The sequence below is a fragment of the Loktanella sp. DSM 29012 genome (genome assembly GCF_900110705.1).
GTDB classification, from domain to species: Bacteria; Pseudomonadota; Alphaproteobacteria; order Rhodobacterales; family Rhodobacteraceae; genus Loktanella; species Loktanella gaetbuli.
Genome location: NZ_FOEJ01000005.1, coordinates 66076 through 78083 on the forward strand (window position 1 = coordinate 66076; position 12008 = coordinate 78083).

The 12008-nt window shown below is 62.9% G+C and carries 16 protein-coding genes; 4 read left to right on the forward strand and 12 right to left on the reverse strand.

The genetic code is table 11. From position 1 onward, the window contains the following. Positions 1-85 precede the first annotated feature (85 nt). From BMX27_RS12035 to BMX27_RS12090, 12 genes are all read right to left on the reverse strand, one after another. Positions 86-1765, reverse strand: coding sequence for a bifunctional protein tyrosine phosphatase family protein/NAD(P)/FAD-dependent oxidoreductase (locus BMX27_RS12035; protein ID WP_090160080.1), 1680 nt, complete (start codon positions 1763-1765; stop codon positions 86-88). A gap of 18 nt (positions 1766-1783) precedes the next feature. Beyond that, positions 1784-2689 (reverse strand): MBL fold metallo-hydrolase, encoded by a 906-nt coding sequence (locus BMX27_RS12040; protein WP_090160081.1) that lies wholly within the window; start codon positions 2687-2689, stop codon positions 1784-1786. 28 nt (positions 2690-2717) lie between these two features. Next, positions 2718-3602 carry an MBL fold metallo-hydrolase gene (locus BMX27_RS12045; RefSeq protein WP_090160430.1) on the reverse strand — a complete coding sequence of 295 codons (885 nt, stop codon included), beginning with the start codon at positions 3600-3602 and terminating at the stop codon, positions 2718-2720. Positions 3603-3670: 68 nt separating this feature from the next. Beyond that, positions 3671-4102 (reverse strand): DUF6691 family protein, encoded by a 432-nt coding sequence (locus tag BMX27_RS12050; protein WP_090160082.1) that lies wholly within the window; start codon positions 4100-4102, stop codon positions 3671-3673. Between the two features lie 3 nt (positions 4103-4105). Continuing rightward, on the reverse strand, positions 4106-4537 hold the full coding sequence (locus tag BMX27_RS12055) for a YeeE/YedE family protein (protein ID WP_090160083.1): 432 nt from the start codon (positions 4535-4537) through the stop codon (positions 4106-4108). Position 4538: 1 nt separating this feature from the next. Further along, on the reverse strand, positions 4539-4754 hold the full coding sequence (locus tag BMX27_RS12060; protein ID WP_090160084.1) for a YgaP family membrane protein: 216 nt from the start codon (positions 4752-4754) through the stop codon (positions 4539-4541). Positions 4755-4859: 105 nt separating this feature from the next. Next, entirely contained in the window at positions 4860-5522 is a 663-nt protein-coding gene (locus BMX27_RS12065; RefSeq protein WP_090160085.1) for a Crp/Fnr family transcriptional regulator, read from the reverse strand. A gap of 134 nt (positions 5523-5656) precedes the next feature. Then, positions 5657-5830 (reverse strand): hypothetical protein, encoded by a 174-nt coding sequence (locus BMX27_RS16885; RefSeq protein WP_090160432.1) that lies wholly within the window; start codon positions 5828-5830, stop codon positions 5657-5659. Between the two features lie 2 nt (positions 5831-5832). Continuing rightward, a complete protein-coding gene (locus BMX27_RS12075) occupies positions 5833-6951 on the reverse strand; it encodes a YeeE/YedE thiosulfate transporter family protein (protein WP_090160086.1) in 1119 nt (372 codons plus the stop codon). A gap of 4 nt (positions 6952-6955) precedes the next feature. Then, on the reverse strand, positions 6956-7909 hold the full coding sequence (locus BMX27_RS12080) for a sulfurtransferase (protein WP_090160087.1): 954 nt from the start codon (positions 7907-7909) through the stop codon (positions 6956-6958). Between the two features lie 216 nt (positions 7910-8125). Continuing rightward, a complete protein-coding gene (locus BMX27_RS12085; protein ID WP_090160088.1) occupies positions 8126-8764 on the reverse strand; it encodes an NrsF family protein in 639 nt (212 codons plus the stop codon). Continuing rightward, positions 8761-9351, reverse strand: a complete 591-nt coding sequence (locus tag BMX27_RS12090) for a sigma-70 family RNA polymerase sigma factor (protein ID WP_256212491.1) — start codon at positions 9349-9351, stop codon at positions 8761-8763. The genes BMX27_RS12085 and BMX27_RS12090 overlap by 4 nt, the downstream gene beginning before the upstream one ends. Positions 9352-9532: 181 nt before the next feature. Between BMX27_RS12090 and BMX27_RS12095 the strand changes: the two genes are divergently transcribed. The 4 genes from BMX27_RS12095 (at position 9533) to BMX27_RS12110 (ending at position 11960) form a co-directional block, all read left to right on the forward strand. After that, positions 9533-9826, forward strand: a complete 294-nt coding sequence (locus BMX27_RS12095; RefSeq protein WP_056033902.1) for a BufA1 family periplasmic bufferin-type metallophore — start codon at positions 9533-9535, stop codon at positions 9824-9826. A 75-nt stretch (positions 9827-9901) separates the two neighbouring features. Beyond that, positions 9902-10747 carry an MNIO family bufferin maturase gene (locus BMX27_RS12100; protein ID WP_090160089.1) on the forward strand — a complete coding sequence of 282 codons (846 nt, stop codon included), beginning with the start codon at positions 9902-9904 and terminating at the stop codon, positions 10745-10747. Beyond that, positions 10731-11471, forward strand: a complete 741-nt coding sequence (locus BMX27_RS12105; RefSeq protein WP_177172715.1) for an HvfC/BufC N-terminal domain-containing protein — start codon at positions 10731-10733, stop codon at positions 11469-11471. The genes BMX27_RS12100 and BMX27_RS12105 overlap by 17 nt, the downstream gene beginning before the upstream one ends. A gap of 12 nt (positions 11472-11483) precedes the next feature. Continuing rightward, entirely contained in the window at positions 11484-11960 is a 477-nt protein-coding gene (locus BMX27_RS12110) for a DoxX family protein (RefSeq protein ID WP_090160091.1), read from the forward strand. Positions 11961-12008 lie beyond the last annotated feature (48 nt).

The following is a 12008-nucleotide window of genomic DNA, read 5'->3' on the forward strand; positions in this document are numbered from 1 at the left end:
CCTGCCCGCCACCTTGGCCAGCAGGACCAGAAAAATGCGCGGTGCGCGCGCGCGTGTGTTGCGCCCCGCACAGCGCATGGATGCGCTATTTTGCGGCAGCTTTCAGTGGTTCGGGCTTTGCCATCCATTCCTTGCCGCGCAGCATCGCCTGCCAGTAGATCGGCGGCAGCATCCGTTCCTTGAGGAACCAGGCCGCGCGTGTGGGTTTGGTCCCGTCCAGCAGGACAGACGGAAAGCTGGGTTTGAGAACGCCCCCATAGCCAAATTCGGCCAGCACGATCTTGCCGCGTTCGACCGTCAATGGGCAGGATCCGTAGCCGTCGTATTGCGCGACAGCAGACCGCCCATCCAGATCGGCCACGATATTTTCGGCAACCGTCGGGGCCTGTTTGCGCGCTGCTGCCGCCGTCTTGGCATTGGGGGCATTCATCACATCGCCCAGCGCCCAGATGTTGTCGTGGTGCTTGTGTCGCAGCGTGGCCTGATCCACGTCCACCCAGCCTGCTGCATCCGCCAAAGGTGAGACGCGGATGAAATCCGGGGCCACCTGCGGCGGACAGACATGGATCATGTCGAAATCGACAGTCACCTCTGTGGCGTCCGTGTCAGGCTTTGCCACGCGGAACGTCGCGGTTTTGGCCGGTCCATCGATCGCGATCAGATTGTGAAAGAAATTCAGCGTCGCATCGTATTTGTCGACGTATTTCATCAGCGCCGGCACGTAATCCTTGACCCCGAACAGCACGCCGCCCGCGTTCATGAACTGGATGTCGATATTGCCCAGCACGCCGTTGCGGAACCACGCGTCGCCCGACAGATACATCGCCTTTTGCGGGGCGCCTGCACATTTGATCGGCATCGGCGGTTGGGTAAAGATGGCGCGCCCCTGTTTCAGCTCCTGCACCAACTGCCAGGTGTAGGGGGCCAGATCGTAGCGATAGTTTGACGTGACACCGTTGCGCCCCAGCGTATCCTTCAGACCCGCGACCTGATCCCAATCCAGTTTCAGCCCCGGGCACACCACCAGGCGGTCGTATTTCACGACACGGCAACCCTCCAGGATGACGGCGTTTTTGTCCGGCTCAAAGGCTGCGACAGCGGATTTGATCCAGGTGACACCTCGCGGGATCAGCGATCCCATGGTCTTGGCCGTCTGCTGTGCGTCGAAGACGCCGGCACCGACCATGGTCCAGCCGGGCTGGTAGTAATGCACATCCGCCGGGTCGATCACGGCGATCTGCAAATCGGGTTTGCGCGACTTGAGGCTTGCCGCCACAGAAATACCGCCCGCACCCGCCCCCACGATCACCACGTCATAGCTGGCATCGCCCGTATCGGTCGGCGTCCTGCCACCGTTCGCGATCCGGCGGGCCACACCGTTCATGTCATAGCCCGCCGCCTTGGTCGCTGCCAGAATGTCGGTCATGGGTCGCATGCCCGCCGCGTAAAAGGACCACAGGGTCGCGGACCGGGTGCCGGACCGGCAATAGGCCAGCACGGGCCGCGGCAGATCCGCCAACGCCGCATTGAATTTCGCCACATCCGCATCGCTGATCTGGCCCGCCGTGACCGGCACATAGCGGGCAACGATGCCTGCGTCGCGCGCGGCCTGTTCGATTTCGGCAAACCCCGGTTGATCGGATCCTTCGCCATCGGGGCGGTTGCAGATGATCGACCTGAATCCCGCAGCCCTGATCTGGGCGATATCGGCGGGGACGATTTGCGGACTGGCCGATACCGTGCTATCTAGCATGTTGATTTCCATGATGGTTTCTCCTCCCACTCAGAACTTGTTGACAGGCATTTTCAGATAGCTGTGTCCGTCCGGTTCCGGGTCGGGCATGCGCCCGTCGCGCAGATTGACCTGAAGTGCGGCGAGCATCCGGTTGGGCAGCGCCAGCGTGGCATCGCGCCCCTCGCGCAGCGCCACGAAATCCGCCTTGGACACGCCCCCGCCAAGGTGGATGTTCTGCGTCTTTTGTTCGCCGACCGTGCTTTCCCAGCTGGGTAGGTCACGGGTCTTGGTGCCGTAGTCGTGGCCGACAAAGATGCGGTGGTCATCCGGGCGGTCGAGGATGCGCATGATGCTGTCATAGAGTTCGGATGCCGAACCGCCGGGGAAATCGGCCCGCGATGATCCCGCATCCGGTTGCATCAGCGTGTCATGGGCAAAGACCGCATCGCCCACGACATAGGTGATCGACCCCAGCGTATGACCCGGTGACAGCATCACACTGACCTCCAGATCACCGATCCGGAATGTGTCGCCCTCGGCAAACAGGTGATCGAAATGCGGATCGATCGGAAATGCGTCAGGCAGGTTGTAGTAGTCCCGCCACAGAACCGCGATGTCGCGGACCTTTTCACCGATGGCCGTCTGCACACCCGTCTTGTCCTTGAGCCAGGCCGCCGCGATGAAATGGTCGGCATGCGGATGCGTGTCCAGGATCCATTCCAGCGTCAGCCCGTGGTCCGCGATATAGTCCAGCGCCCACTGGGCATGATCGAACCGCGTACCAAAGGATTTCGGATCGAACTGCTGCACCACATCGATCAGCGCGCATTTGCCCGTCGCGTCATCGATGCAGATATACTGACAACTGCCGGTGTCCGGCTCGTGGAAACCGACCACAGTCGGGCTGCCGGGTCCACGCGATGCAGAGGTCTTGCTGTAGATGTCGGTCGGCATTGGTCGGACTCCTTGTAGATCGAATGGTTCAAAGGCCGTTGATCGGCACCTTGAGCATGGGGTTGCCGTCGCTGTCGGTCGGGACCGCACCTGCGCGCATGTTCACCTGCAACGACGGGATGATCAGACGTGGCATGTCGAGCTGTGCATCGCGTTCCGTGCGGAACGTGATGAAATCCGCCTTGGTCCGGCCACGCCCGACGTGAATGTTGTGTTCCTTTTCCTCGCCCACGGTCGTTTCCCACTGGATGTCGCGCCCGTTGGGACCGTAGTCGTGGCACATGAACAGGCGCATGGCGTCAGGCAGGGCCAGCACCTTCATGATGCTGTCATACAGGTCCTCTGCACTGCCGCCGGGAAAATCACAGCGGGCAGATCCGCCGTCGGGCATGAACAACGTATCCCCGACAAAGGCCGCATTACCGATAACATGGACCATACAGGCGGGCGTATGGCCGGGCGTGTAGATGGAAAAGCCCTGCATGTTGCCGATCTGGTAGGTATCGCCATCGTCGAACAGGGCGTCGAACTGGCTACCATCGCGCTGGAATTCGGTGCCTTCGTTGAACACCTTGCCAAAGGTATCCTGCACGACCATGATTTTTGATCCGATGCCGATCTTGCCACCCAGGCGTTCCTGAATGTAGGGCGCGGCCGACAGGTGGTCGGCATGAACATGGGTTTCGATGATCCATTCCAGACGGCATCCCATCTGCTGCACCCGCGCGATCATCGCGTCGGCATGATCATAGGTGATGCGGCCGGCGGCATAGTCGATGTCCATCACGCTATCGATGATCGCACAGGCATCCGAGGTCGGATCCTTGACGATATAGCTGATGGTGTTGGTCGCGGGATCAAAGAAAGCCTCGACGACCGGGGTGATGTCCATGTTGACGGGATATTGTGTCATCTTCTTCTCCAATATGGTCCTGCCTTGCTCGGGTTGCGGCAGGGCGGTTCCGGGGCGCGGCCTGGGTGTCAGGACGCGGCCCGTGCAGTTTGCATCGGGGCCAACAGGCGGCGCAGATAGAAACCGGCCGTCACGGCCAGCAGGAACAACGCGACTTCCCATCGGCCTGTGCCCAGCGCGGGGATCGCAGCACCGGGGCAGAACCCGGCGATGCCCCAGCCAATGCCGAACAAGGCCGAACCGCCGACCAGATTCCTGTCGATCGCAGTGCCCGTCGGGATCCGGAAACGGGCCTCGAACAACGGGGCGTCCCGCCGCCAGACCAGCCGGTACCCCACGAATGTCACGATCAGCGCGCCGCCCATGACAAAGGCAAGACTGGGGTCCCAGGTGCCAGCCAGATCAAAGAAATTCAGAACCTTGGCCGGGTCCATCATCCCGGAGAGGGAAATGCCGATGCCAAAGACCAGGCCGGTGATCAACGCATAGAATAGTTTCATGGCTCAGGCTCCAAAAACATGACGGATGATGAAAACGGTGATCGCGGCGGTCACCATGAAGGTCGGCACCGCCACCAGCGACCGGACCGACAGGCGGGACAGGCCGCAGACCCCGTGACCGGATGTGCACCCCGACCCCAGACTTGCGCCCAGACCAACGATCACACCACCGATCACGATCATCGTGGGGCTGACGGGCACGTTCAAGACAGGCATCTGACCTGTCACGAAAAACAGGGTTACAGGGGCCAGGACCATGCCTGCGATCAACGCCAGCCGCCACGACAGTTCCGCCCGGCTGGTGATGAAAACCGCACCGGACATGATGCCAGTCGCGCCAAAGATGCGCCCCAGGCCCAGCATCAGCAGCACAGCGCCGAGACCGATGGCGAGGCCGCCGCCAAAGGATGTAAATGGTGTGAATGCCGTTTCCATCTCAGCAGTCCTTGCAGGTCTTGAGGCCCAGCAGCGTGTAGACCGGGCACATTTTCAGGGTGGCGGTCGCCAGCATGATCAGGCCGATCAGCGCCGCGCCGTATTTGAACAAAGCCGCGTCAAACAACGCCATGCCGCTGAAAAACGCGAGGAACAGCAAAACCACGCCCAGCGCCGCGCGCAGGGTCCGGTCCAGTTTGCCAACATTGGTCGTCATGTGATGTCTCCACAGAATCAGGTCTGTGACTTCACTACGCCTGCGGCGGCAATCCTTCAGTGATATTGTCACCCAACCCGAAAAACAGCATTCGGCGCGGGTGCGTCAGCCCTGCGCGATGGCGCGCAGGCCTGCGCGGTCCTTCAGCGTGACGTGGCCACGGGTCTGACTGATCAATCCCCGCTTGGCGAAATCCTGCAACACGCGCGATATGACTTCGCGCGCGGTGCCCAACTCGCTGGCCAACTGCTGATGCGTGGTGGCGATGTCCTGATCGTCGCGGGCCAGACCCAACAGACGTTCCGCCAACCGCACGTCGATCCGGCCAAAGGCCACGTCGTCCACGACGCGCAGCAGATCGATCAGGCGACGCGAATATGCCGCAAAGACGAAGGACCGGAACGCGGGTTCCTCGGACACCAGTTGATCGAACGACGCGCGTGGCAGAATGATCGCCGTCACGTCCGTCTCGGCGATGCCTTCGGCGTTATAGGCCTCTTCCGCCAGCATGCAGGCGGTGGTCAGAACGCAGCTTTCGCCGGCTTCGACCCGGTACAGCACAATATCGCGGCCATTTTCAGAGGTTTGCGATACGCGGATCGTCCCATCCACCAGAAACATCAGGCTGTCGGGAATGTTGCTGGGACCGAACACGGATTTACCGGCGGCATAGCGTACGGTCTGGGCGCTGCGCTGCAGCCTGTCACGCACATCACGCGGCAGTGCTGCGGTGCCCTGAAACCGTGCTGTCCAATCCTCGACCTTCATCGCGCGCTCGCGATGGCTGGCGCGGATGTGGCATCGAATGCGGGTGTGAACGGCATGACAGGGTGTTCCTCGGGTGGTGGATACCTGCCATGACGCCGCCCGCCGGGCAAGTCACCTTGCCGGGATCTGTCCCGCTAGTCCGCGGTCGGCAGTGCGGCGCAATGCGCACCCGCCCCTGCGAGGCCGGACCCCAAGGCCAGCGCAGGTGGTGCCTGAAACGGATCAAGGGGCGCGCTGTTGGCGAGGTCCACGCCCAGCAGCCCGAGCAAAAGCGCGAAGACGGTCACGACCGTCAGTCTGCGTGTCATCATCATCCGTCCAATCCCAATGCCTTGCGGATGCGGATCCCCTGGAATGCCCCGGCAAAGGCTGCCACGAACCAGACCCAGCCGTGCAGGCTGCCCGTCGAAATCCCCGAAAAGAACGCGCCGACGTTGCAACCAAAGGCAAGGCGCGACGAATAGCCCAGCAGGAACCCGGCAATGATCGTGCCGATCCAGGCCCGCAGCGGCAGTTGCGGCAGACGGGCGGACAGTCCTGACCGCCATGCGGCGATGATGAACGCGCCACCGATGATGCCGATATTCGTCAGTGACGTGACATCGGTCAGCAGGCTTTCCGCGATGCGGGCCTGGTTCGTGGGCAGCGTCCAGAACGCAGACCCCGAAATATCCATGCCCAGCGCCGTGGCACCCTTGGCCGCCCACAGCCCCAGACCGTAGACGACGCCCCAGGGCTGGCCGGCAACCACGAGGTTCGCCAATGCCAGTGCCGCCAGCAGACCCGCCGCGATCCACAATCTGCGCGGCAGGCTGCGGGCACCCGGTGCTGCCAAGTACAGCGCCAGTCCTGCGACCGCCGCCAGCCCTGCCAGCGTCAGCACCAGACCGGACGTGCCGGACAACACGACGACCGGAGCAGTGCCCAGATTGGTCCACCACAGCAGATGATAGGCCCCGGCAAAGGACCCTATGGCAAAGAACGGCAGCGCCAGCGCGCTGACCGGGTTGCCGCTGCCCGCGTTGACCAATGTGCCGGACCCGCAGCCCAGCACGATCTGCATGCAGGCCCCGAACACAAAGGCGCCGCCGATCATGGCATAACCCACCGGCGCATGTGCGCCGATCAGTTCGGTGCCGTTATTGGTGATCAGCGGGATTGCCACCAATGCGACCAGCGCAATCGACAACAATTGCGCAATCAGACCCGCAGGTTCGCGACGCAGGATCATGGCGCGCCACGGTCCTGCGAAACCGAACCTGAACCCCTCGAGGATCAGGCCGAACCCCAGACCCACCGCCAGCAACAGTCCGTAACGGACCCCCGCTGTGGCAGACAGGGCAAGGATCGCGACCAGCGCGCCGAGGATGAGGCCCGTGCGCGTCAGGGTCGACGACTGGGCGGGCGCGATTGCGGCAGCACTGGTCATCGGATCAGAACACGCTCTTGATCTGGTTCCACATCCGGCGGACCGGACCCGGCACATTTGCCATCTCGTAGCCGGCGTTCGACCAGCCGACCATCGATTCAGGGTAAAGCTTTACGTTTTCCAGACCGGCCAGCTCGCTCATCGCGAACCAGTTCGTTGCCGCCCAATGGCCCGTGTTGCAGAAACTGATGATCGGCGCGCCGTCGTCCAGGTTCCCCTCGCTTGCCAATGCGCGGGCCGCATCGGCATCGACGATCACGGGGCCGTTGCTGAACCAGTTGGAATGGGTGAAATATTCGGATTGCGGCAGCGTGCCGGGCTTGGCCGCAGCCGGGTGGGCCTGCTCGCCCGCCCAGAAGGATTCGGGGCGTGCGTCAACCAAGGTCGCCTCTGCCTCGCCATTGACGATGGACAGCACCTCTTCGCGGGTCGCAAGCCACTCGTCGGAATAGGATACCTCGATCATGCTTGGCTCTGGCGTGACCTCGCCTTCATCCAGCGACAGCCCGGCTTCGGTCCAGGCGTTCATGCCGCCGTTCAGGATCGCCAACTGGCTGACGCCGCTGGATTTCAGCGTCCAATACACACGCGCCGCCGCGCCAAAGTCGGTCACATCGCTGCCCTGATGCACGATCAGCGTGGGGCGGTCGCGGGTAACGCCCAGGTCGCGCAGCACTTCTTGCAGGCGCTCCTCGGGCACAACCTCACCGGGGCTTTCTGCGCTGCCACGGAACAACGCGTAGGGCGCGCTGACCGCACCGGGGATATGCCCCGCTGCGTGAACGCTGTTGCCGTCGGCATCGGGCGACCGGATGTCGATCACCAGCGGACTGACCTCAGGCTGCACTTCGGCAAATTCGGCCGGTGTCAGCAACGGGCCGAAATCATTGGCCTGGGCGAATGCGGGCAGCGGCAAGGCCAGCGCCCCCGCAAGTGTGATAGCTGTAAAGCGTGTCATGGCATGTCCTCTGACAACAAAGTTCAGCCCACGAGATACACTGCAAAACAAGGGTTTCAAGGCCGCGGGACTGCCCGACATGTGTCCGCCGAAAACAGAACACAGACGCGATCGCGGTTGCACGGTCCGTGCGTTTGGGCCTGTGACAGCAGCAGAAACCTTGTTCCAACGACGCGCCACATTCGGAACAGGCGTTCTTTTGTGGATTGTCTCAGGTCACCACCGCAGGAAAAAATACCCCAGAATGCCGCCGCAGCCTGCCACGGCCAAGACCGCAAGACTGTACCAACTGGCGTAGAACAGTGGTGAATTCTCGATGCAATAGACCGAATAGACCGTCGCCGCCGCGGCACCCGCACCCAGCCCCGCAACGGCACCGCACAGTGCAGGGTGTTCCGGCGCACCGCGCCGCAGCGCTGCCAACAGGCCGATGAGGATGGGCACAGACAAGACCGGGATCGATATCAGGCAGGTCACGATGGATTTGCCACGCAGCGCCATGGGCCAGGCATCGCCCGGTGTCGTGACCAGCGTCATGGCCACCAGCAGGATAAGCGCCAGAGGAATACCCCAGATCAGCCGCGTAGCACCGCTGCGCCCCGCCGGGCGCGCCGTGGCATGCAGCCAGAACAACGCCAGACAGGCCAGCACCAACGGCAGGACCGTTTTCGCAAATAGCGCAAGGTCGCTGACGATCCCAATCAGGTCCGACCGCACGCCCCAGAACGCGACAAACAGTGCAGATGTGCCTACCAGCCCCGCCAGAAGGCCCGTCGCGATCTGCCTTGTCAGATAACCGCGCGGCAACGGTGTCAGTTCTGACCCCAGCGATTTGATCAGGTCATCGGTATTCATTCACGCGCCTTTCCGGATTGTTCCGTCTGGTCGGCAACCGCGAGGGCTGACAGTTTCGCCATGGCCCGGTGCAATGCAACCCGTACCGCGCCGGGCGTCATGCCCAACGTGCGGCCCACCTCTTCGGCGGTGCGACCCTCCAGCCTGATCTGCCGCACGATCAAGGCCGACGTAGCGTCAAGCTTACCCAGCAGACGATCCAGATCAGCCGCAGCCGTGGGGTCATGGCTGGCCTCATCGACGATATCAAGCTCGGTGCCGTCATAGGATACGGTCGGACGACGCATCGACAGCCGCATCGCGTCCACCGTCTTGTAGCGTGCGATTGCATAGGCCCAGGGGCCGACCGGTTCGCCGTCGCGCCAGGTGTGACGTTTTTCGTGAATGGCGATCAGCACGTTTTGCAAAATGTCCTCGCAATCCTCTTTTGGGCGGCCGCAGCGTGCGGCGATGATGCCCCGCAGAACCGGGGCGATGTCGTTCAGAAACTGGACATAGGACGCACGACCGCCTGCATTGGCGTCGCGCAACAAGCTGGCCCAGCGGTCTTCTCTTGTGCGTCCCATATCATCCAGTTCGTCGGTCATGGGGCAGACGTTACACCCATGTCCGCGAAAAAGTCCGCAGTGTTCGATCACTGGCCGCGCCGTCGCCAAGTGTTTCATCCGGTCACGACGACGCGAGGGCTGTAACGCATCCGGGCCCGGCCGCGAATTGCCCTGCATCGGACGCCACAACGGTGCCGACAGATTGATGGGAGAACACCAGATGACGACCAAGACAACGACCCTCGCCCTTGCCCTCATCGGCGCTTGCGTTTCCGTGACCGGCGCATCCGCACAGGATATGGAAAAATGCTTTGGCATTTCGCTGGCCGGTGAAAACGGCTGCGCCGCTGGTCCCGGCACGACCTGCGCCGGCACCTCGACCATCGACTACCAGGGCAATGCCTGGGCGCTGGTGCCTGCCGGCACCTGCGAGGACATGGTCATCGACGCTGCCGCTGACGGCGAAAAGCGTATGGGTTCGCTCGAGGCATTGGAGCGCGACCTGCCCGCATGACCCTATGGGGCAGCGCGCGGCGGTCCCTGCCGCACGCTGCCCTGCCACCTGCACCCAACCCCGAAGGATTTCGTCGTGACACAACTGCCAGAAACAACAGGCATCGGTTTCAAACGCACCCATTTCGACGCCCTGCGCCAGACGCCGAACCGGTTGGGTTTCATCGAGGTGCATGCCGAAAACTACATGGGTGATGGCGGCCCGCCCCACGCGCAGCTGACCGCGCTGCGTGAAGAATACGCGCTGTCCGTGCACGGTGTCGGCCTTTCCATCGGCGGGGCAGAGCCGCTGGACCGCGAACACCTGAACCGCCTGAAACAGCTGTGCAACCGCTACGCGCCCGACAGTTTTTCCGAACATCTGGCATGGTCCAGTCATGGTGGCGCGTTTTTGAATGACCTCTTGCCCCTGCCCTATGACGCAACAACGCTGACTGTCGTTTGCGACCACATCGATCAGGTTCAGGACACGCTGGGCCGCCGAATGCTGCTGGAAAATCCGTCGACCTATGTGACCTTCGAGACCTCGACCCTGGCCGAGACCGATTTCCTGACGCAGATCACGGCCCGCACCGGATGCGGGTTGTTGCTGGACATCAACAATGTCTTTGTCAGTTGCACCAATCACCGCACCGATCCGCGTGCCTATCTGGCCGACTTCCCACTGCATGCGGTGGGCGAAATCCACTTGGGCGGACACGACGCCGAGGACCTGCCCTCTGGCCCCTTGCTGATCGACGCGCATGGATCACCCGTCGCGGACCCTGTCTGGACCCTCTATGCCGAGACAATCATGCGGATCGGGCCACGGGCCACGCTGATCGAATGGGACACGGATGTGCCTGCCCTGTCGGTGCTGCTGGACGAGGCGGACCGGGCGGACGCAATTCTGGAGGGCGCTCGCCATGCACGCGCATCGTGACACGCAGGCGGCATTTCGCAACGGGTTGAAAACGGGGGCGGTGCCGCCGGGCGTGACCGCTGTGGGCGATGTCGCGCGCCGGTTTTCGGTCTATCGCAACACGGTCGCGCATTCGCTGACGGACGCGCTGTGCCAGCGGTTTCCGACCGTGCTCCGCCTCGTGGGGGATGCGTTTTTCAAGGCGACCGCCGGTGTCTTTGTCGCCGACAACCCGCCCCGGTCTGCCATCCTGCATGACTATGGCGCGGCGTTTCCCGAATTTCTGTCCGGTTTTCCGCCAGCGGCGACACTGCCCTACCTGCCCGACATTGCCCGGATCGAGGTGCTGCGCGGACAGGCCTATCACGCAGCCGACGCCCTGCCGATGACCGCGCAATCTGTTAGCGACGCCTTTGCCGCGGGACCAGAGGAACGCGGCCTGACGCTGCACCCTTCGGTGCGTGTCATCACGTCGGACCACCCGGTCGTGGCGATCTGGGCGATGAACCAGCCCGGTGCGCGCCCCCGGCCCGTCACGCCCGAACCGCAGGCGGCCCTGATTTTCCGGCTGGGGGAAAACATCCCTGTGGTCAGCATCACGGCAGATACCGCACGCATCGTCACGCGGCTTTTGGCGGGTGAACGGCTGGGGACAGCCTGCTCCGACGTCCCGCCACAGATCGCAAGCGTGGCGATCGAACTTCTGATCCAACACGAGCTGATTATCCAAGTGACCCAAACCTGACGGGAGAATCCCATGACAGACCTGACAGCCACAAGCACCACCGCCCCCGCGACCGGCCCCATGCGAAAGGCTATTCAGGCCGGCAACGCCTTGGTCGGACGCCTGCCGTGGGCCGTGCCTGCGCTGCTAGCCCGGTTGATCCCCGCATGGGTTTTCTGGGCCTCGGCCCGGACCAAGGTCGATGGCTTTGTCATTGCCGACAGCACATGGTGGCTGTTCGAGAACGAATACGCCTTGCCGCTGATCCCCGCTGCACTGGCCGCCGTTCTAGCCACGGTGGCCGAACACGTCTTTGCCGTGCTGCTGGCACTGGGATTGGCGACGCGCCTGTCGGCAGCGGCGCTGCTGATCATGACGGTGGTCATTCAGGTTTTCGTCTATCCCGGTGCATGGGTCACGCATGGCCTGTGGGCCGTCTGCTTTGTGGTCCTGATCGCGCGCGGACCGGGGGCCCTGTCGCTGGACCGGGCGTTAAAGCTGGATTGCTGACGCGGCGGCGTACGGAACTGATCCGGCTTGCGGGCGGTTGGTCGCATG